Source organism: Agrococcus sp. KRD186 (assembly GCF_017168255.1).
Taxonomy (GTDB): domain Bacteria; phylum Actinomycetota; class Actinomycetes; order Actinomycetales; family Microbacteriaceae; genus Agrococcus.
Genome location: NZ_JABFAP010000001.1, coordinates 703,374 through 727,471, shown reverse-complemented (window position 1 = coordinate 727,471; position 24,098 = coordinate 703,374). Strand labels below are relative to the sequence as shown.

Annotated in this window: 1 protein-coding gene (only partly in view); it reads right to left on the bottom strand. The window is 69.6% G+C overall.

What is annotated here, in order from left to right:
* Positions 1–24,098, bottom strand: the 5' portion of a protein-coding gene (locus tag J1M46_RS03500) for an HYR domain-containing protein (RefSeq protein WP_206446550.1). The gene continues 8,227 nt to the left of window position 1, outside the view; the window shows 24,098 of its 32,325 coding nt (coding positions 1–24,098); the start codon lies at positions 24,096–24,098; its stop codon lies off the left edge, out of view.

The window sequence follows — 24,098 nt, the reverse complement described above, 5'->3', positions numbered from 1 at the left end:
TTCGGGCCCGTGATCACACGCGTCGACCCGCCCGTCTCGACCACGACGAGTCCCGGCGTGTCGTCGTCGTGGACGCGCACGTCGATCGTCATCGTGGCGGCAGCGTAGCCGCCGGAGACCACGCGCAGCGAGAGCGCGGTGAAGTGCGGGTCCTGGCGCACGGTGTCGTTCGCCGCGCGGACGGTGACGACGACGCCGACTTCCCAGTCGCCGTCGGGGATGACCACGTCGTAGACGCCGGTCGACACGAGCGAGACGCCTGTGCCGCTGAGCACCACGCGCGCGTCACTCAGGGAGATGCGCACGGTCACCTCGGCGCCCGGGTCGGTCGCCAGACGGACGATGATCCGATCGGTGAGCTCCGTCGTCGCCGTGCCCTCGATGACGACCGTGGCGTCGTCGGGCGTCCCTGCGGCATCGATCGGGATGACCTCGATCGCCGGCTGGTCGTCGTCGCGCACGGTCACCTCGACGTTGCGCACCGGCGTGTGGGCGAAGTTCGGGTCTGCGCTGAGCACCGAGTGGCTGATGACGACGACGCCCGAGCCCTCGGCGACCGAATCCTCCGCGGCGATGACCGACACGATCTGCGCGTCGGACCGCGACCACGAGGATGAGGTGAAGAGCAGCACGATCGAGTGCGCAGGCACCGGGGTCAGCACGCCGTTGATCCAGATGTTCCGGTCGTAGTCGACAGCCCCCGCGATGACCCGCGACAGCCACAGGGTGTCGGCCCCGGTCTCGTTCGACGTGGACCGCCCCGCCGAGACGGTGACGTACACGTCGGCGGTCGGCGCTTCGGCGAGGTAGACGAGATAGGTATCGGCGACACCGCCCTCACGAACGAGCGTGCCGGTGCCGGTCTCTTCGATGATGACCTTGCCCTGCGCGCCGCGCACGACCGTCACGTCGACTCCGGGAGCCGCAAGTCCGTCATAGTCGTCATCCGCCGACGAGACGTCGTGGTTCACGGCGCCCGTCGTGCCCTCGACGTCGCGCGAGACGACGGCGCCGGCCACGTCGCCCGCGACGTTGACGATGTCCGACCCCAGCCCGCCGATCACGCGCGTGGCGACACCGAGTGCGGTGGAGAGAATATCGAAGATGTCGTCGCCCTCGAGCCCGTCGATCTCGAGCAGCTCCACACCCGCGTAGCTGACGGCCAGCCCCGCGCCGTAGATCGCGGTCGCGGTCACCACGATGTGATCGGCGAACTCGGTGCCGAGCACCACGAGCTTGTCGACACCGGCACCCCCCTCCACGGAGACCGGGGCGTTGATCGTGTACTGCACCTGGTTCTGACCGGTGCCGGTGCGGATGTCGGTCGCCGCCGCCGTCGAGAACAGGCTCGCACCGAGGAGCGGCATCGCGACGCGTGCCGCGGCATCCCGCCAGACGATCTCACACGTGGTTCCCGTGGCGGAGCAGTCACCGGTCGTGCGTGCCAGCGCGAAGGCACGCACCACGAACATGTCGTTGCCGTCGTCGCCCTCGAGCCGCAGCGGTGCCTGGTTCGCGTAGACGGTGAAGGAGTCATCGCCGTTGCCGCCCTGCACGAGCAGCGGAGCACTGGTGCCACGCGAGAGCCAGCCACGCGTGGTCGCGATCGTGGCGTACACGTCGTCGGGGTGCAGCGACCCGCCGGTGGTGACCCCTGTCGTGCCACTGAACGGGCCCGCGTCGCGCTGCAGGCCGTAGAGCTGCCCGATCTGGAAGACGTCGTTGCCCGCGCCACCGTCGAGCGTCGCGATCACCGTGACGTCGTCGGAGGCGAAGGAGTCGTTGCCTCCCTGCCCGAGCACGCTCAGGCGCCCGTTGACACCCGCGTCGTAGCCGATGCGCTCGACCGCGAACGCGTTGTCGGCCAACAGCGCCACGCCCGACGGCGCGGCGACGTCGATCGTCGTGTGCAGCAGCGCCACGAAGCCGGGGCGATCGAACGCCTCGCCGTCGATGCGAGCGACGCTGCGGAGCAGGAAGATGTCGTCGTACGGATGCGGTGTCGTCGCGTTCTCGTAGCCACTCAGGGCGCTGTCGGCTCCGTAGATCCAGAGCTCGTCTACCCCGTCGTTGGCGGCACCAGTGTCGAGCACGTGAGCGACGTAGTTGCGCGGGCTCCCCCGACTGCCGGTCGTGTAGAAGGTGTAGATGTCGGTCTCTGCCTGGCCGTCGAGCACGAGGGTGTGACCGGCTGCGACGTTCATCGTCTGCAGGTACCAGACGATGAACCTGTCTTCTCCGTCGGCCTCGTCGGTCGACGAGAGGTTCTGGCCGCCGTACACGCGCGTGTCGCCGCCGAGGTGGATGTACCCGGGCGAGCCGTAGGTGGTCTTGGTGTTGTCGGGGTCGACTCCGGTGTCGTCGCCGAACTGGAACGTGTCGACGTCGGTATCGCCCCAGATCCTGGAGACGGATGCCGCTCCCGGCACGATGTCGCCGCGCAGCACGATGGTCGTGCCGTACGTCTCGTCGAGGTTCAGCCAGTCGCCGTAGATGTCGATCGCCCCGCCGGCGCGGATCTCACCGTTCGAGCTGGTGGTGATGTCGTCACCGACCTGCAGCAGCACACTCCCCGTCGCGGCGATGCGGCCGCGCGGCACGGAACGCAGCGCCGCCTCGGCGAACCGCACCGCACCGCTGTGCAGCAGGTCGAGATCCTCGTCGAGCGCTGCGGACGACTCTCGCACCGTGAGGGTCACGTTGCCGCCGAGCGCTTCGGCGAGCACCAGTCGCAGCGTGCTGGCGACCTCGGTCAGCCAGATCGAGACGGTTGCTTGCAGGCCCACGTCGCCGATGCCGGTGAACGACGAGTCGATGTCGAGGTCGTTGCCCGTCTGGCCGATGCTGCCGCCGATCGCATCGAGGTCGATCGAGTCGCCCTCGACATCAGCGTCGCTGTCGCCGAAGGCATCGATGATCGACCCTGCGCGGGTGGTGAGGGTGACGTCGGCGCCCGCAGTGACGAGATCGATCCGCAGGTCGTCGACGGATGCCGCGATGCCATCGATCTCGGTGATGCGGATGCTCCCTTCGGCGTCGGCGAAGAGCGTCCCGCCCACCAGCCCACCGTCGCGGTTCGACGAGTCGATCTCGAGGAAGTTCGCCGCAGAGCCGATGCCCCCGTTCGGGGCGAGCAGCGTGATCGTGGTGCCGACGACATCGGCATCCGAGTCCCCGACGCTGGCGGAGGCATCCGCGCCGGCCTGCGCGTCGACGATCGATCCGGCGCGCGAGCTCAGGTGCACGTCGCCACCGCGCGAGCGGATCATGCCCGCTCGCAGGTCGCCCGCTGTCTCGACGAGCGTCACGAAGCCGTCGACGCTGACATCGATGTGGCCGGTGCCGAGCACGTCGGTGTACGCCACGAGCGTGACGGTCGGGCTGGCGAGACCGGCAGAGCCGCTCGTCGTCCAGTTCGCCGCACCCTGCACGTCGGCGATGGTGATGTCGCCGCCCGCGATGACCCCGGAGCTCGGAGGCACGGTGGCCGACGCGGTCATCGTGCGCGGCAGCGTGAAGGCAGCCAGCCCCGTCGGATGCGTCGTGGCCGCGCGCGCCGTGAGCGTGGCCGTTCGCTCGAAGCTCCAGATCGAGGCGATGGCGGTTCCGCCGAGGGCGTACGCGGCCGGGTCACGCACGATCGCGACGGTGTCGGGCCGGAAGTGGCTGGTGTGGTGCTGGTCGTAGCCCCCACGGTCGACCACCACGCGAACGTTGCCCGGTGAGCCCGCCGTACGGTCGCGGAGGCTGTCTTCGATCACGAGGTCTGCGTGGCGGCCGGTGTCGATCCGGTCGATCCCGACGGCGAGGTGGCCCGTGTCGGTTTCCCCGGGACACAGCGCACCACGCTCGACGGCCTGCAGGAAGAGGTACGCATCGAGCCCCGCGGTGACGAACATCGTGAAGTCGCGGCACGAGTTGTCGGTGGCCGCCGGGCGGTCGCCGCGGTTCACCGACTTCACCAGGCGCACCTCGAGCCTGTCCGTCGCTGTGCCGAGAGACCCGAGCGTGGCCTCGATCTCGGCGACCCACGTCTCGATCCACGACGTGCCGACGGAGCGGATGTCGCCTTGGCCGTTGAGCAGGCGCGTCCAGCCCGCGGGGTTGAGGATCGGCCCGCGCACGACAATGTCAGCGGTGGACTGGAGCTTCTGCACGTCAACGATCGACCCTGCAGGCGTGAGGTTGCGCCAGAGGTCGAACTCCATGACGTTGTCGTCGGCGCGACCCTCCGCGAGCACCGCACCAGACGCATCCGTGCGCCTCACGAACTCCACGAGCGGCACATCGCTGCCGCGATAGATCATGTCGATGCCGACGATGTGCAGGTCTTGCTCCGAGTGGTCGATGATCGTGACCGACTCGAGGTTGTCGCGGAATGTGAAGACCGGGAGCACGCCGGACGGGTTGCGACTGACGTCGGCGACGAAGGCGACATCGCCGTACCCGGTGTTGGTCACTCGCACGTAGTAATCGCCGTCGGTGATCTGACTGCCTACCCCGAGCGTCGGACCGACGCCCACCTGGCTCAGGTCATCCCAGACCGACACGCTGTTCAGTGCCCGGATGAATCCTTGCTCGTCGATGACGAGTTCGGGCTGGCCGGTGAGACCGCCCAGGATGACGACATCCGCCCCCCACGTGATGGACTCGGCGTCGCTGCCGCCGATGGTGGTGGAGGCCTCGACGAGCAGCGCGAGGGCGGGGCTCGCCTTGTTGAGCCCCAGACTCGTGCCGACGACCAGTTTCGTCTCGCTCACTCGCGTGTTGTCGCGGGCGCCGGCCGTGACGATGACGAAGCTCGACGTCGACACGGACGTGGCGAGGTTCGTGGCCCCGTACTGGTGCGCGATCGGGAAGAAGAAGAGGGCGACCGCAAGCGCGTAGTCATCCCTGATGATCTCGATGCTCGCCACGACGGCACGGATGTCGACGCCGCGCTCGCCGGTGATCCGAGTGACGTTGCCCGAGGCGCCGAGGATGTCGACCTTCGTGACGGCATCAACCTGCACGAGCGCGTCGGCCAATGCCACGGCAACACCGAGGAAGACCGGGCTGTACGCCGTCGCCCAGGCGCGGGCACGGGCGTAGAGGCGATCGACGAACGCGCCGATGGCCACCGAGTCGCCCGTGATGGTCACGCCTGCGCCGATGGTGACGAGGGTGTCGGCAGCGACGTAGACGCCGCGGTCATCGTTCGTGCCGTCGGAGTCGGCGCCACCACCCACCGCAACGGAGTAGGTCTCGCTGAAGGTCTGCACGTCAGAGCGAGAACGCGCATGCACGACGAGGGCATCGCCCGCGGTGAGCACCGCACGCTCGCCGATCGTCACGCGGGTGCTGAAGTCGAGTCGCGCGGTCGTCTCTGCGATCTTGCCGCTGACGCCACCTCCACCGACCGCCCGTGCACTCGCCGAGGTGATGTGGTCGGATGCCGCCGTGATCGTCAGGTCATCGCCCGCGACGAGCTGGGTGCCGTCGTCGATGGTGACTGCGGTGTCGAGCTCGTTGTTCTGGTAGACCCAGACATCTGCATGGGCTTCGCCGACGGTGAGCCCACCGCCGCTGGAGGCGTCTGCCGTCGCCTGCTGCTTGGTCTCCGACCGTGCGGCGATGGTGATGTCGCCGCCGGCGCGCACACTCAGCGCCATCACGGAGATCGTCGCGTCGGCCGCGTAGTGCAGCGTCGCGCTGGGGAAGTTGAAGTCTCCGATGCCACCCTGCCCGCCCCGCGCATCGGCGGTCGACGAGCCGTTGCCGGCGACGGCGAAGGAATCGGCGAGCGCGGCGCCGCCGGGGCCGGTGAGCTCGTGCGAGCCGGAGAGGGGCGCCGTGAGCACGAGCCGCAGCGTGTCGACCGCGGTGCACGAGGCGGCGCAGGGGGCGAGATCCAGCCCGAGGGTGCCGATCGTGTGGATGCCGCGTCGCGTCGGGGTCGAGGGCGTGACGTTCACGACCCCGCCGTTGTTGCGCATCAGCTGGAACGTGTCGTTGTCGCGAAGGGCGATCGCGATGCCGCCGCGGGTCAGGGAGAGCCCGCGGGTCTGCGGCTGCCCTGCCGCTCCGGCCACCACGTAATACGTCTGCCCGTGCTCGAGACCAGCCAGCACGCGTGCCAGTGAATGCACGACGGCGCGCCCGGCAGCCGTTTGGTCGACGCGCACGATCGCGATGTTCGCCGCCGCGATCGGCGCGATGTCGTTGGCGTCATTGAAGTCGCTGTCGTCGCCGGGGTTGGAGTTGGAGCCCGCGTAGCCGACGGCCTGGAAATAGGTCGCTGCCAGCCGGAAGACGTCCGCATCGACGCGGATGACGTAGTACGTGCGGCCATCCACCAGGTTCAGCCCGCTGCCGTGGTACAGCACCGCGTCGCCGGTCGCGAAGCCGTGGGCCGGCGAGTAGATGTTGTTCGCGGCATCGCTGTGCGCCACAGGCGCCTCGGGGTTCATGCCGCCGGCCGCTGTGCACAGCGGTGCGCCGCGAGTGGGTCCGGTCACGCTGGTTCCGCACCAGTTGAACGTCGTGATGGTGACGTCGACATCGTCTTGCGTGAACTCCGCGACGGCGCCCGCCTCGTAGGTGACGGCATCCCCCACGGCCGGCGGAGTGGCCGACATCATCGAGAGGTAGGTGCCGCCCGAGACGAGCGTGAAGCCATACAGCGGCAGGTTTGCCTCCGCAAGCGTCGCCGCGGCCAGCGTGGCGACCAGTCGGATGCGCAGCGGGTCCAGCACGCGCACGTAGAACACGCCGGTCTCTGAGAGGCCCTGCCAGTTCTCGATGATGTCGAGCGTGCCGTTCGAGAGCAGCCGCACCGCGTCGCCCGAGCGCAACGAGTGCGGCGAGGCGAAGGTGATGATGTCCCGCACGGCGTCCACGTTGGCGAGGCTGAATGCCTCGTCGAAGGCAATGGTCGCGGGGGTGGTCGCCGTGCGCGGCTGCAGCACGGTGACGGTGTAGGTGCGGCAGGTCTCCGCGGTGCCTGTGCACGTCGAGAGGCCGCCGATCTGGCCGCCGCTCGCGGTGTAGGTGACCTGGTCGCCGGTGTTGAGCGGAAAGTCGACCGTCATCGTGTCGGTGGTCGCATCCACCGCGACGATGTCGCCGTCGGGAGCGCTCGCCGCGGACTCAGGCGTTCTGGTGACCACGGCGGTGACGCTGACGTCGCCGGTCGCGGTGATGCGCGTGCCCGTCCCGACCTTGACCGTCACCGTCGGGAAGACGGTCGCGGTCGCGTTGGGTACGCCCGCTGTCACTGCTCCTCCGCCCCAGGCGGCCGAGTAGGCGTCGGCCTCCGCTCGACCGGTGGCACTCACCGTCACGTCGCCGCCGACACCATTCACCCCGGTTGCGGTGATCACGGAGTTCGCACCGATGCCGGCCGACGTGGTCGTGATCGACTTCGCGGTCGTCGACGGCGCCTTGACTTCGATGGCCGCGCCACCCGAGATCACCATGGAGGCATCGGCCACCGCCGCGCGGATGGTGGCGGTGACCGTGACGTTGCGTGCGCCGACGGTGACGCGCTGGCCCAGCTCGGCGGCCGCGCCGCCCTGCACTGTCGCCTGGGCCGACAGCGCACTCACCGTGAGCAGCCCGCCCGTGGTGCGATCGGCGTCGGATGTCGCGGTCTCACGCAGCGTGGCCGTGACCGAGACATTGCCCGTCGCCGTCACCGCCGTCGCGTATCCGCTGACCGCCTCGACGCCGTCTACGGGGACGGCCGCTGCGCGACCGATCCTGGCGATCACTCGGGTGTCGACGAACGACACCGCCTGGCCGGTGCCGATCGAGACCACCCCGACGCCACCGGAGGGCATCTTCGCGGTCGCGTCACTGTCGGCCCACGCTGTCACCGTGAGGTCGCCGACCGTCAGGGTGGCGCCCTCGTCGACGATCGCCGAGACCGTCACCGGAGTCGTCGACGTTCCGATCTCGGCCGTCGGCGAGTACACACCGACCGCGACGAGTCCGCCTTCTCCACCCGTGGTCGTCGTCGTGGCCGTCGTCTGCACATGGGCGAGGACTTCGGTGGCTGCGTCCGTCTCGATGATCGCATCGCCGATTCGGGCCAGGGCGCTGCCCGTGATCGTGGTGCGTGCGCTGATCGCCTGCACGGCGATGAGTCCGCCAGTGCCCGCGACCACGGTCACGGTCGCTGTGCGCGTGGCTGGGGCGGCAAGACCTTCTCCGACGCGCACGAGCAACGAATGCGCGTCGACGTGGGCACCATCGCCGACCTCGGCGATCAGCAGATCGTCGATCGTGATCGTGGCGCCGATCGTCGTCACTGCGAGTCCCGTTGAGCCGCTGCCTCCGCGCAAGGACGCGGTCACGAGGTTTGCCGACGTGGCGGTCACCGCGACCTGCGCGGTGCCGGTCACGTCAGCGCCCGCGCCAATGCGCGCCACTGTGCTCGCACGGTTGGTCGCGGAGGCGACCGTGACCGAGATCGCAATGCCAACGACCCCGAGGGCGACGGCGACGCTCCACGTCTCGGCCTCGGCGTCGGCAGTGCTCCGCGCAGTGACGGTCACGCCGCCGTTCTCGGCTTCGACAACCGCGCCGGTGATGGACGCGGCGGTATCGGCCGCGATCAGGTTGTCGGCCAGCAGCACGGCGTTCGCGGTCGCGCCGCCGAGGCCGACGGCGACGGCCACCGAGACCGCATACACGTCGGCGTCGATCGTCGCCGAACTGGTTGCGGTCACGGAGACGGATGCCGCGACGACCCCGGTGGCGCCACTGCCGTCGATGGACGCATGCACGCGAGTGCCGATGCGGTTGGTGGCCTGAGCGCCGGCGCCGGCTGCGGCGACGGCGATGCCCGAGATCGCAATGGCGACCGAGCCCGCCGCGATCGTGGCGGTGATGGTCGGGGTGTCGTCGGCCGACACGGTGAGCGCGCCACCCGCCGAAACGCTCGTATCGGAAAGGTAGGCCTCGACGACATTTCCGCCCTCGCGCACCCACGCGGGGTTCGTCGCGTAGTTCACGCTGCCGAGCGCCACCGTTGCGGGGGAGCCGACGTAGCGGTACACGGCTCGAGCCACACCGCCGGCACTGTGACCGTCGGCGATGAGCACCTTGTCTCCGAAGCGCACCCGCTTCGAGCCGTCGGTGCTCGTGAAGGCGTAGTCGAGGCCCAGGTAGTTGCGGGCGATGGCCGCGCCGATCGCGATCGCTCCGGAGGCGACCAGTCCGCCCGACACGGCCCCCGCGACGCCGATGACCGTCGCGGTGATCGTCGATTCACCGATGGCTGCGACCTGTACCGTGCCGGATGTGGTGACGTCTGCGTCGTCCAGGTAGGCGCGCACCGCACTGAGGATCGTGTTCTGGGCGAGCGCCCCGGCACCCGAGATCGCCAGGCCGCCCAGTGCCCCGATGCCGGCGCTGAGCGCGGCAGCAAGGGTGAAGGCCAGGATCTTCGTCCGTTCGGTGGCCGACACCATCACCGATGTCGCATCCACCACCGTCACATCCGAGAGGTACGCCTCGACCTGGTTGGCGATGATGTTCTGCGCGAGCGCCACCCCGATCGCGGCAGCGAGGCCCACGAGCCCTGCACCCACGGCGAGCGCGGCGGCAGCGACATCCGCCTTGATGGTCGACGTATCGCCCGCCGACACCGTCAGCGCTGCGACGTCGATGTCGCCGGGGCCTGAGACGAATGCCGCCACGTCGACCGCGATGCGATTCTCCGAGCTGGCGCCGGCACCCGCTCCGCCGACGCCGATCATGCCGGCGCCGATCGCGGCCGAGGCCGCCAGGACGAATGCGGCGATCGTCTGCGCCGACGTTGCCCTCACGAGCAGGTCGCCGCCCGCGGTGATGTCGGAATCAGCCACCCACGCGCGCACTTCGGCGGCGTTGCGGGTGAGCAGCTCGCGCCACCGGGTGTCGTCGCTGAAGTCGATGCACGCCCCCTTGCCCGCGGCATCCTCGCCCGAGAAGCACGCACCGAAGCCGCCCGTGCCCACGTACTGGTAGGCCCTGCCGCTGTGCACGCCGTCGTCGACCGAAACGGTGTCGCCGGTCGTGATCGCCCCGGAACCGGCGAGCAGGCCGGTGAGGGTGTGGTCGGCGATCGTACCGTCACCGGCGTCGTACCCGATCACGTTGCGGGCGATCGACACGCCGATCGACACGGCACCGCCGATGAAGCCGGCGCCCACGGCGAGTGAGGCGCCGACGACCATCGCGAGCATCGCGGCGCGTCCGTCGGCGGTCACCGTGATCGTGGTGTCGCTGTCGACCACGCTGCCGGAGATGTACGCGTTCACGGTGCTGGTCACGATGTTCGTCGCCACCGCGCCGCCGCCGCTCACCGCTGCCGCGCCCGGCCCGCCAGCCACGGCCACCGAGGCGGCGACCGAGACCGCGTCGATCGTGATCGCCGACACATCGAAGCCGCCGGTGACTCGACGAATGATCCAGCCGAGCCCGGTCGCGGCATCCCGCAGCACCCACTCCTCACCGGCGACCAGCTCGGTGACCGCGAGCTGGCGCGAGAGGTGCAGTGAGGGCAGCGCAGTCTGCAGCTTCGCGATGAGCGATGCGGCCAGCGCACCCTTGCCCGCACCGGTGATGTCGGCGGTGTCGTCAGCTGAGGAGTTCAGGTCGGTGGCGGTGAGGAGCGCACCCGGCACGAACACGGGGATGGATGCTGCGCTGAGTGCCGCGATGCGCAGCGATGCCGCATCGACATCGGGGACACCCGAGAGGTAAGCCGCGACGTCCGCCGCCACCTCGTTGCGCGCGAGCGAGATCGCGACGGAACCTGCGACGGCAACTCCCCCGCCGGCGATCGCGAGCGACGCCCCGACCGCGACGGCGCGGATGCGCGAGGTGTCGGTGGCCGAGATGGTGATCGCCGCCCCGTGCAGCTTCGAGGAGGCAGTGCCGCTGACGAACGCGTGCACCTGCATGTTGATGCGGTTCTGCACGTCGGCGCCTGCGGCAGTCGCTGCCACCGCCACCAGACCGCCGGCGATCGCCACCGAGATGGCGAGTACGAGCGCATCGATCGTGGCGGTGTTGGTCGCTTGGACGGTCACGTCGCCGTCGGCATCGACCGAAGAGCTCTCGATGGAGGCGCGCACGTGGGCGGGCGTCGCCGTCGAGGAGAGCCCGTCGGGCGTGTACCCGATGAGGTTGCGTGCGATCGAGATGCCCACTGACACGCCGATACCGACCGCGCCGCCCGACACCGCCGCCGAGACACCCGCCACGATGGCCGAGATGCTCGACGAGTTCGTGGCCTTCACCACGACGCCACCCGTCGCCGTCACCGAGCTCTCGGAGATGAGCGCCGTCGTCGTCGAGAGGATCACGTTCGAGGCGAAGGCGCCCGCACCGCTCACCGCAATGCCCACCAGGCCGCCCGATGCGGCGAAGGATGCGGCGACGGCGAGTCCGTCGATCCGCGACTCGCTCTTGGCCTCGATGACCACATCATCCGCGTCGACTCCGACGGCACCCCCGGTGCCGACCTGCGCGATGCCTGCGGTGACGGCGACGTCGATGGTGTTCTGCGCGATCGTGATGGCGACCGAGACAGCGATGGCGGCAATGCCCGCGAAGGCGGCGGCGAGCGATGCGCCGATGGCAAGCGCGCGGATCGCCGAGCGATCGGTGGCCAGAAGACGCACGTGCTCGGCGGAGATGCCGCGCAGGGTGTGCACGGCCTGCGGCTCGCCCGTGACGGTTGCCGCGACATCCGTCACGATCGTGTTCGTCGCCCATGCTCCGGCGCCGCTCACGGCGATGCCCACCTTGCCGGCAGCGGCGATCGCGGCCGAGGCGGCGATCACCAGGGCGCTGATCGTCTGGCGGGACTCGGCGGTCTGCGTGAGCTGGCCCGTCGCGTCGAGCGAGGTGCGCAGCAGATACGCGCGCACTTCGAACGGCACCCGTGCGCCCGCGTCGTCGTATCCGCCGATGCGGTTCTCGGAGATCGAGATGCCGATCGAGACGCCGATGCCGGCGAGGCCTCCCGCACCGACACCGACGGATGCCGCGACGATCGTCGCGACGACCGAGGCGCTGGCGGCGGCGTCGAGGTCGAGCGCACCGGCAACGTCGAGCGAGCTGTCGGCGATCCAGGCGTTCACCGAGCCGCTGACCTCGTTGCGGGCGAAGGCGCCGGCGCCCGCCAGCGCGAGGCCGGCCTTCACGCCGCCGCCGACGGCCAAGGCTGCGGCGATCGCGATGGCGTCGATCGTCGGGCGCGAGACTTCGAACGCGCCCGCGTCGGACCGCGTGATCAGGAACACGTCGTTGCCTGCGGTGAGCTGCCATACCCGGCCGGCCTCGACAACAGTGAGCGACGGCGCCTCGTAGCGCCAGCGTGCGGCGTTCGTGAACGTCTCGCCGCCGAGGTTGATCAGCGCGTCGTCGCCGAGGAAGCGATAGGAGCGCATGCCATCGACGTCGTGCACGACGTCGTCGCGCTTGACGATCACCCATTGGTCTCCGGCGAGCCAGCGGTCGGTGTCGGTGAAGTCTTCGTCGGTGAGGTCGACGTCCACCTCGGTCGTCGTGCCGATGAAGACGTACACGCCGGGGTCGCCACCCGCTGCGTGGCCGTCGGCGACGAGCACGGCGACACCGAAACCGAGCGTGGCTGCTGCATTCAGCGACGAGATCGACGCCACCGCTCGGGTCGTCGACGATGTGCGGCCGACGACGAGCGGGTGGCCCGCGGTCGCGAACTGCGCCTCGATCGCGGCGAGGATCGCGGCGTCGTCGTTGGCGTCGGCCGAGTCACGCACCTGGTTGTCGTCGCCGTCGGTGGTCTGCTCGCTCTGGGCCGCATCCGCGAGGGAGGTCCGGGTGACACCCGTGAGCGTGAAGAGGAAGGTGCCGCGCGAGGTGGCCGACACGTCGACATCCCCGCCGGTCGTCGTGACGACGGCGGCGATGATGGCCGCGGCGACGTCGACGTGGATGCTGTTGAGGGCGATCGACAGGCCGATGGCGACCGAAGCGCCGATCGTGCCACCGAAGCTGGCGGCGACCGCGGCGCCGATCGCGAGCACCCGGATCGTGGAGGTGTCGTCGGCGGTGACGCTGACCGAGGCTGCACGCACGGTACGCGGGCTGGCGGGGCTGCCGCCGTCGATCGCGGCGCGGGTGGAGGCGTTGATGCGGTTCTCGGCGTAGGAGCCGGCCCCCGCGAGGCCGATGGCCGCGGAGGTGCCGCCGCTGATGGCGGCAGCTGCCGCAATGACGAGGGCCTCGATCGACTGGGAGGAGGTGGCGGAGAGGGTGACTGCGCCGCTGCTGTAGACGTGGGCGCCAGAGACGACCGCTTCAGTGGCCGCCACGCTCGGGGTCAGCCCGATGCGCTCCCACACGGAGGGGTCGGTGAAGTCGGTCGTTCGAAGGTCGACCGACTGGGTGATCGGGGGTCCGCGGTACGAGTACGCCTCGCCGTCGAGCACCCCGCCCACCACTCGCACCGTGTCGCCGGCCGAGAGGCCCGCGACCACCTGATCGGAGTCATAGTCGGTCGACACGCCGGCTGCCTCATCCCATCCGATCAGGTTGCGGGCCACCGAGATACCGAGGGCGAGCCCGACCGACGAACCGAGCCCGGCCGCGAGCGACGCGCCGATGCCGATGACACGTGCATGGATGCTGCCTGTGGCCATCGCCGCGACCGAGACCGCCGCAACGGGAGCAGCTGCCGTGCCGAGCGACCCTCCGACGATGCCCGCGCGCGTGGTGGCGAGGATGCGGTTGGTCGATTCGGCGCCGCCACCAGCCAGGGCCACCGCGGGAGAGCCCGCAGCGACCGCCACCGAGACGGCGACCGCGATCGCCGACACCGAGATCTCGGAGTCGTTGGTCGCGCTGATGAAGATGCCGCCCAGCGCGAGCACGACGCCGGGATCGTTCACCAGCGCGAGCACCTGCGAGTCGATCGTGTTGTGGGCGAGTGAGAGCCCGACGGCCCCCGAGATCGCGCTGCTCCCGCCGAGGCTCGCGGCCACGGCGAGTCCCTGTGCGTCAGCGCTGATGCGCGAGCTGTCCGAAGCGGTGACCCGCAGCGCCCCGCCGGCCCCGACACCCGTGCGGGTGGCGGATGCCTCGACGCGAGAGCCGATCATGTTGTCGGCCCAGACGCCGCCGATCGAGATCGCGAGGGCGGAGCTGGTCGAAGCGGCTGCCGCCACCGACGTGGCGCTGATCCTGGCGTCGATGGTCGTGGCGTTGCTCGCGTCGATCACCACGTCGCCGCCGGCCTCCAGGTGGGCGTCGATCGCGCGCGCCTTCACTTCGATCGGTGCCGCAGATCCCGTGACCTCGAACGTGGTCGGGTTTGCGTACTCCTCCCACCCGATCAGGTTGCGCGCCACCGCGATGCCGATCGCGATCGCCGGTGACGTGCCCGAGATGGACGCCCCCACAGCCACCGCGAGCGCGGCGACCGTGGCGTCGATCGCCGAGGAGAACTCCGCAGACAGGGTGAGTCCTCCGCCCAGCGCCGTCGCGCGGGTGTCGTCGATCGTGGCGTTCGTGCGGCCGCGGATCAGGTTGATCGCCACCGCTCCGCCGCCCGAGACGGCCGTCGAGCCCTTGATCCCGACGGCGACGGTGATGGCGGATGCTGTCGAGGTGGCGTCGATCGTCGACTGCCCGGTCGCGGCCACCTGCAGTGTGCCACCCGCCCGCGCCCACGCGGCCCGTGCGAGCCGAGCATCCGTCGCCGTGCGGATGTCGTTGCGCGCCACGCTCAGCCCGATGCCGACGCTCGCCCCGCGGTCTTCGGTGAGGTTGATCGTCACCGCGGTCACCGGTGCCTCCACCCACGCGTCGATCGTGGCGAGGTCGTCGGCCGTGATGCTCAGACTGCCGCCCGCGTCGATCGAGGCTTCCCCGGTCACCGCAGGGGCGTCGGCGATCTCGGCACGCGTGATCGCGTTGACCTTGTTCATCGCGATGACGGCGGCGATCACGACAGACACCGCCGAGGTCTCGTCTTCTTCGCCGCTCGAGGGCAGCGCAATGTTGATCGAGACGATCGCGTTGCGGATGTGTGCGGTGAGGGTGGAGGCGCCGACCGCGGTGACGCTGACGTCGCCCTCGGCGTCGATCGTCGAACCGGTGACAAAGGCGACCGTCTCGGCCGGCAGCGGTGTGGCGATGTCGGCACCGGAGAACGCGTCGGCGATGGTGAAGAAGATGTTCTGCGCGCCCCAGCCGATCGTGTTGAACGCGAGGGTCACGCCGAGGCCGATTCCGGCGGTCTCGGTCACCGCGGTGATCGTCGCGATGATCGCGGAGGTGTTGGCCGCGGCCACGACGACGTTGGCGGCGGCGGTGAGCGCAGCATCCGTCACCGTCGCGTGCGCGCTGGAGAGCACCAGGTTGGTCGCGATCAGCACGCCGATCGCCTTCGAACCACTGCCGCCCTGGGCGAGCATGCTGCTCGTGATGATCGCGGTGAGGGCGGCACGCTCGGTCGCCGTGACGGTGACGTCTCCCCCGGCATCCACATCGGTGTCGACGATGTTCGCAGTGACCCCGCCGCGCACATCGTTGAGCACGACGAGGCCGCCCCCGGCGGTGGAGGTGGTCTTGATCGTCTGCACCAGCTGCAGCACGCGGTCGATGAAGGGCACATCCCAGAGCGCGTCGACCAGGCGCTGGCGCCAGAGGGTGGCGTCGCTGTAGTCCTGGTTGCCGAGATCGAGGTCGAGCATGGGCTCGGTGCCGATGTACTCGTAGACCAGGCCCGCGCAGTCGTCAGCGCAATGCGCGTAGTCGTCTGCGACCCGCACGGTCTGGCCGGGGCTCAGATCGACAGTCCCCGAGTTCGACGTGTGCGAGTAGTCGAGCAGCGCCGCCTCGATGAGCCCCGCGTAGATGATCGTCGGGTCGTTGACGGCCTGGGCGAGCACCTCGAGGGTGATGTCGGCACTGATCTCGGCGACCTCGTCGGCGCTGACGGTGACGTCGCCTCCGGCGATGAGCCCGGTGCTTCCCCCCGCCTGCTCGATGACCGCCGACGTCAGCACGTTGACCATGTTCTTCGCCACGGCGATGCCGACCGACGTGCTCGCCGACCCCCACACCATCACGACGACCGAGAGGGCGGCGTTGGTGACCTCGGCGTTGATCACGCCGGCGTTGACCGCGACGACCGCGACCTCGCCGCCGGCGTTGACCACGGTGCCGGTGATCCGTGCCTCGACGGTCGCCGGCTGCGCTCCCCCCAGCGCGTTCGCGAGCTCGGGCGAGCCGATGATCGTGTCGATGAGGTTGAAGAGGAAGTTCTGCGACAGCCAGCCGATCGAGTTGAAGGCCAGCGTGACGCCGACGTTCGTCGACGCCGACTCGAGCGAGGCGCGGGTGGTGGCATCCAGCTGCGCCACGTTCTCGGCGCTCACCAGCACGTCACCGGTCGTGGTGGCAGAGCCACCCGAGACGACCGCACGCGCTTGCGAGAGCACCACGTTGGTCGCGATGACTCCGCCCACCGCGATCGAATCGCCCTTGATTTCGGGGAACGAGCTGCCGCCCGACGAGATCACCGAGGCGTCGGCGATCGCCCGCAGGAGCGCCTCTTCGCTCGCCCGCACGAGGATGCTCGCCGCCGTCACGTGCACGTCGGTGATGCGGGCGATCGCGCGGGCCCGCACGTCGTTCATCACGACGATGCCGCCGACGGCGATCGCATCGGAGCCGGTGAAGTTGAGACCGTCAGGCAGGATGCCGGTGAGCGGCAGCGGCTTGAACCACCCCAGATCGCTGAAGTCCACCACGCCGAGGTCGATGAGCGAGCCGTCCGGGCCCATCCATTCGTACACGACACCCTCGTCGCCGCCCAGCAGTGCCCACAGGGCGCCGTCGCTGTAGTCGATGACACCCAGATCCAGCAGGGCGTCAGCGCCGAGATAGCGGTAGGCGCGGCCGCTCTCGCCGCCGACCTGCACCCACAGGGCAGTGTCGGAGTAGTCCTCTGCGCCCAGGTCGAGACGGGCGTTGTCGCCGATGTAGCGGTAGGTTCCTGCCGCACCGCCGCCGGCGTAGCCGCTGAGCACCTCGACCACGTCGCCGGTGACGACGATGCGGGTGCCGGAGCCTGTCGAGAACCGCGCGTCGGCATAGCCGTCGTCGACGCGCACGATCTGGCCGTTCTCGAGCGAGATCTCCCCGTCAGCGCTGGCGTGATCCTCCTCGATCGCGACCACGCGCACGGTGTCACCACGGTTGAGGGTGCGCTCGCCCTCGGCCGAGGTGTAGTCGGAGGCCACGACGTTGTCGTTGACGTAGCCCTGCGCCACCGAGAGTCCGCCGTCGTTGACGGTCGTGGAGGAGGTGACCAGCAGGGTGTTGGCGTAGATGCCGGTCGCATCGGTAGCGGTCACCTCGACGGCGCCGCCCGCAGCGACCGCCTCGGTCGGTGTCATCGGAGTGTTGGCGATCTCGGCCTCGGCTCCGGCCGACACCTTGTTGCTCGCGATCAGCACTCCGACTGCCCCGCCCTTGGCGTCGTACAGCGCACCCGCCTCGCTGATCGCCGCGTTGCTCACCGTCGCGTTCAGCTGCGCCGAGTTGATCGCGGTGACCGACACGTCGCCGCCCACGGTGACGACGGTGTCGAGCACGCGCGCGATGGCCAGCGCGGGACGCTCATCACCGAGGGCCTCGCTCAAGAGCGGGTCACCCAGAATCGCGTCGAGCGCGGCGAACAGCACGTTCTGCGGTGCCCAGCCGAGCGTGTTGAAGGCGAGGACGACGCCGACGGCATGCTCACCCGACGTCGCCGAGGTGAGCAGGGTCGCATCGATCGCCACCGCATTGTCAGCCAGCACCGTGAGGTCACCGACCAGCAGCAGCACCGAGTTCTTCACGAGAGCAGTCGCCGTCGCGAGCACGCGGTTCGTGGCGAGCTGCCCGGCGACAGCCAGCACGGAACCGGTGCCGTAGAAGCTTCCGCCCATTGCAGAGACGTTCAGCAGTGCTTCGGCCTCGAGCCACGCGTTCTCGGTCGCCGACACGGTGAGCCCTGTGGCGGTGACAGCGGCATTGATCACCTGTGCGGTGGCCGAGGCCCGCACGTCGTTGAGGATCACGAGGATGCCGACCGACCGCGCATCGGAGTCGGTGAGGTTGCCGATGTTCGGGTAGAACCGGCCGAGGTCTTCGGAGCCGGCGACCACCCTCGTCCAGCGGGCGGTGTTCGTGAAGTCCGTCGCGACGATGTCGCTGAGATCGAGCGACCCCGACGCTCCGATGTAGAGGTAGATGTCGCCGACGACCGGTGCCGTGCCCCCGGGGTTCGCCGCGCGCCAGGCGTCGACCCACGCCTGGCCGACACGCACGTGCGTTCCGATGCGTCCGCCCACTCCGGCCGGGAGCGTGCTCGGCTCGGTCACCACATCACGTACACCGGACTCGGTCGTGTAGTCGTAGTCGCCCGGAATGACGATCTGGTTCAGCACGTCGGTGATGCCGGCCAGGGTGTTCGAGGTCGCCACGTCCTGGATGACGGTGCTGCTGGCCGAGATGCCAGCCTCATCGTTCGCCTCGACGGTGACTTCGCCGCCGGCATCCACGGTGCCACGGGTCCCGGTGAAGACGATCTCGGCAAGTGCGAGGCTGTTGACCTTGTTCGTGCCGACGATGAACCCTGCGGCCGCGCCCGAGGCGCCGTAGCCGTCGATCTGCTGCTTGCCGCTGGAGAGCGTCACGTTGGCGTTGGCCTTCGTGCCGGCGCTGCCGAAGGCGATGTCGACGGCGGCTTCGACGACGTTCTCGTTGGCGGCGACGGCGTTGAGGATGGTCGCCGAGGTGGCCATGACCGTGATGTCGCCGGTGATGTCCAGCGTCGAGTCGGTGACGACGGCACGTGCGACCGCGGGGTGCTCGTCTCCGAAGATCGCGGTGACGATCGGGTCGTCGCCGGTCGTGAAGCGGTCGGCGATGTCGGAGACCGGAATCCCGAGAATCGCCTCGAGGAGGTACGAGAGCAGGTTCTGCGAGGTCCAGCCGAGCGAGTTGAAGGCGAGGATGACGGTGAAGGCATCCCACGCTTCCATCGTGGTGGAGGCCACAGCCACGGCGTCGCCGATCTGCGCGGCCTCGACCCGCAGGTCGCCGCCGGCGGTGATCGGGCTGCGGGTGACGAGCGCCTCGGCGCCGCCCTGCACCGCGTTCATCGCGAGGACGCCGCCGCCGCCCTCCCACGCGTAGAGGGTGCTGGAATCGAACGCCGACAGCGCCGACGAATCCGTTGCCCGAACGTCGACGTCGCCATCGACCGCGACGGTCAGATCGGTGATCGACGCGATGGTGGACGTGCGCACGTCATTGCTGACGATGAGGCCGAAGTAGCCGTTCGCCTCACCGGTGAGCGACTTGCCCATCCGGGTACCGAGCTCACCGAGGAGCGCGTAGCTCAGAGACCCGGTGAACAGGCTCGTGGAGGTCATCGGCTTCCACAGGTCGAGGTCGTCGAAGTCGGCGCTGCCCAGATCGACGACGGTGCCATCCAGGCCCATCCACTGCACGATCGTGCCGGCGGCCTCGGAGCTGCTGTCATCGGCGACTCGGACGCGATCGTTCAGATCAAGCGTCACGGCGCCGGAGTTGCTGGTGTAGCTGTAGTCCTCGAGCTGGTCGGCGAGGAAGCTGTTCACGAGGCCCGCACCCGCATCGTTGTTGGGCGAGACCTCGGAATAGAGGGTGGTGGTCGAACCGATGGTCGAAGCCGAGAGTGCATCGACCGTGAGTGCGGCTGCCGTGACCGACGCGGTGATGTCGTCGAGCTGCCGCCAGCCGGGGGCGGTGAAGTCTTCGTTCGCTGCCGGGGGCCCGCGCGCTGCGCCGACCCACTGGTGGATACCCGAGAGCGTGTGGACGACGTCGCCGGTCTCGATGGTCTCCGGAGGTGCGGCGAGGGTCCAGTCGGCGATCGCGATGCCGTCGACCTGCGCGAACGCGCCGCTCGAGACCCGGTTCGAGGCGAGCACGCCGTTGACGGCCAATCCCCCGGCGCCGAACAGTGCGGCAGGGTACGAGGTCGCGTCGTTGCCGAGGTAGGCCGAGACGGTCGCCGACGCCGTGGCGATGACCTGCACAGCACCCCCCGCTGCCAGCGTGGTGTGCTGCACCAGCGCCGAGGCGATCGCCGGGCGTTCGCCGTCGTCGTCGCTGTTCTCGTCGATGACCGCGGAGCCGAGGATCGTTTCGATGGCGGCGAAGAAGGTGGCCGTCGGGGCCCAGCCGATGGTGTTGAAGGCGAGCACGACGCTGAATGTCTGCGCGCCGGAGGTGAGCGCCGCCCGTGCGGAAGACGCCACTTCGGCGCGCAGCACTGCGCGCACGGTGACGTCGCCGACGACGTCGACGATGCTCCACAGCAGGCTGGCGGTGGCACCGCCGAGCACGCGGTTGGTGGCAAGGATGCCGCCCGCGGCGAGCGCCGTGCCTTCACCGGTGATGCTGCTGCCGCCCGACGCCTTCGCAGTCACGTCGGCGTCGGCACGAACGATCGCCTGCTCGATCGCCTCCACCACAAGCGAGCCCGCAGCGAGGTTCACGAACGCCAGCACGGCAATGACGTCACTGCGCAGGTCGTTGAGCACCACGGCGGCGGCGATCGCGACGGCGGGAGATTGGGTGATGTTGAAGCCGCGCGGAATCCCGTCGCTCGGATCGGCGGGCCGCCACCAGCCGAGATCGAGCAGATCCTGCGCACCGAGATCGACCAGCGAGCCGTCGGGCCCCATCCACTCATACATGCTGAGCGGAGTGTCGGCGACCCGCACCCAGACGGCCGAATCGGAGTAGTCGGTCGCGTTGAGATCGAGGTCAGCCGACGAGCCGAGGTAGCGGTAGGCGCTCCCCGCGTCGCCGCCCACGATGGCCCAGCGGCTCACGATCGAGAAGTCTTCGACGGCGAGATCGATCCGGGTCGCCTGGCCCAGGTACCGATACCGCGTGTCGACATCACCGCCCGCGAGATGGCCCGCTTCGACGAGCACGATGTCGCCGTGCAGCACGTAGCGGATGCCGAGGCTTGTGCTGTGGCGTTCGCCGGCGTAATCGGCGGCCAATCGCACGATGGTGCCGGTTGCGATCGCTCGCACCTGATCTGCGATCTCCGACTGCGCGGTGAAGTCGTCTGCCGTGGCGCCGATGGGCACGAGCACGAGGTCGCCACGGTCGAGCGTGACCTCGCCGTCGGTGGAGAGGTAGTCGTAGGTCAGCCCGCCGCCGATGGCGTCGATCGTGTTGCCGACGACGTGCACTCCTCCGTCGTTCACCGTGACCGACGCCACGGTGAGCTTGACGTTGGAGTAGATGCCCGCCGCGTGGTCGGCGACGATGCGTACCGCCCCACCGGCAGTGATCGGGATGCGCTGCGCGGTGTTCGACTGGATAGCGACCGTTGTGATGCTCGAGATCTTGTTGCTCGCCAGCACGAAGCCCGCGCCTCCGCTGAACATGCCGGCGACAGCCTGCAGCGATGCCATCGAGGTGTTGCTGACGGTGGCGTTGATCGTCTCGGCCGAATGTGCGCGCAGATCGATGTCGCCAGTGGCCGTGAGCTGCGAGTCGCGGGCGAGCGCGTCGACGGCCCACGACTGCTCGGTGGCGAACGTCACGCCGAGCAGGAGTTCGCCCGCGGCGCGGAGGTCGTCGAGCGCCGTCGCCGAGAGCAGCCAGCCGACGAAGTTGACGGCCATCGCGGCCGCGAGCGTGAGCTTCGGCGAGTTGTCGATCGTGAGCGTGCCGGTCGCCGCGACGGCCGAGATGTCGGAGGTCGCGTCGATGAGTGCGCCGTCGCTGTCGGCCTCGATGACGATGGATGCCGCATCGACGATGCTGTCGATCACGCGTGCCGACACCGAGCCCACGAGCGCGTTGGCGGCGAAGAGCCCGGCGACGGCCGCGATGTCGGTGGTGACGAGCGCGACGTCGGCTTGGGCGATCGAGGCGGCGGTCGTGGTGGCCGTGAGCACCGGTGCGGCCACGGCGCTCACCTTCACGTCACCCGTCGCGGTGATCTCCGAGCGAATGATGAGGGCACTGACCGTGCGGTCGAGCAGGTTCCAGGCGCTCACGCCGGTCGCGGTGATCAGGGGCGTTCCCGGCATGAGGACCTGGTCGCCCGCCTCCACGGTCAGCGCGCTCGTGTCGTGCGCCTCGACCGTGACCCCCGCCGCCGTGGTGATGCCCGCATCCGTCACGGTGGAGCTGGTCTGCCCCGTGACGTCGATGAGCGCGTCCTTGCCGATCGCGGCGTAGGTCGAGGCAGTGGTGGCCTGCACCGAGAGAGCACCGACGTCGAGGGTGGCGCCCGTCACGTCGGCGGTTGCGTCGTCGGTGCCGACGACGAGGTGCGCGATGCCGACGAGGGTGGAGGCGACCTCGGCGATGAGTTCACCGTCATTGCGCGCGGCCACGCCCACGCGTCCGGTGGTGGTCAGCGCAGTGGCGATGGATGCAGCAGTCTCGCGGTCGAGCGTGATGCGCGCCTGCAGGCTGTCGAACCTGAATGCCGTGTTGATGTGCGCCGAACCGGTGACCGGATTCGAGAACAGCGGGACCAATACTGGACGGCTGGCGTCGTCGAGTAGCGCGATCAGCCGGGTCGTATCGGATGCCGACACGAGCACGGTCTCGGGCACGCTCGCTGAGGCGGGCCCGCCGCCGGTGAGCGTGACGGTCGCACCCGAGCGGATATGCGCCTGCGACGAGTTCGTGGCGGTGACATCCACGCGCGCATCGACGACCGACAGCACACCGGCTGCCCAGGGAGTGAGCGACGCGGCGGTCGCCGTGTAATCGAGCTCGATGCCGACCCGCGCGAGCACCTGCAGCGTGGCTGCGACGATCGTCGCGACCGCGCCGATCTCAGCCAGTGCCGACGAGTGGAATGTGAACGACTCGGCTCCGGCCGCGCCGGTACTGGCCTCGAACTGCTCGGCGGTGGCGCTGACCAGGATGTTGCGCGCCGATACTGTGCCGGACACGCGCGCGACCGCGGCCACGGTGCCGGCGGAGCTGGAGCCTGCGTGCGCGGCGAGCGTGACATCGGCGGTCGTCGTGAGCTGAGCATCCGCCATGATCTCGACGGTTTCGGCGAAGGCTGTGAACGGTACCCCGCCGAGGTCGATCGTCCCCACGACGCGCACGGCATCCGTTCCGCCGAGACCATCGATCGTGAGCGAGACGGTCGGGATCGCGAAGTGCAGGGTCTCCATCGTGGGTGCCGTGGCGGTGAGCCAGCCTGCGAGCGACGCGTGCGGGGCGAGGGTGATCACTTCGTCGCCAGCGGTTCCGCTCACCGTCAGCGCAGTCGCGGCCGAGATCGTGATCGGTTCGAGCCCGGTGTAGGAGTACCGGATGCCGCCCACCACGACCGCGCCCGAGTGTGGATCGTAGGCCTCGGCGTGCACCCCGCGGCCGGCCGCGTCGAGCACCATCGTGTCGAACCCGCCCGCTCCGCCGTCGACCGCGCCGGAGAGGCGACCCGTCGCCGAGAAGTCGAAGACATCCTCGTTGTCGGCGGCACCGACCAAGTGCTCGAAGCCGTCGAACACGAAGCCACTCACGGTTCCGGCGCCGTCGCCGGTGATGCTCCAGGTGACATGCTGCGCGGGACCCCCCAGCGTGTCTTCGCCTCCCCCGCCCGTGATGCGGACGCTGCTGTCGCCGGCTGCACCCGTCAGCTCGATCCGATCGGCGAGCGCGCCACCGGCGACGATGTGGCGAGCGGCATCGGGTGCCTCGTCCACGTCGGAGGGGTCGGTCAGGCTCACCAGCACCGCGCCCTCGCCCGAGACGACTAGCTGGTGATCGAACCGGTCACCGGCGGTTGCCACGGCGGTGTCGCCCTCGAGGCTCCAACGACTGCGCGTGCCCGAAACGGCAAGCGGCTCGAGGTCACCGATGGTCAGGGTCGCCTCGTATGCGCCGGCTGCGCCGGGATTGAGCGTGACGGTGACCGTGACGCTCTCGCCGGCTGCCAGCTCTGTCGGCATGCCGGTGATCTCGAAGGCGTTCGACGGATCATCGAGCAGCGCGGCGAGCGCGATGACGTCCGTGCCGGTGTTCGTGATCACAAATGTCAT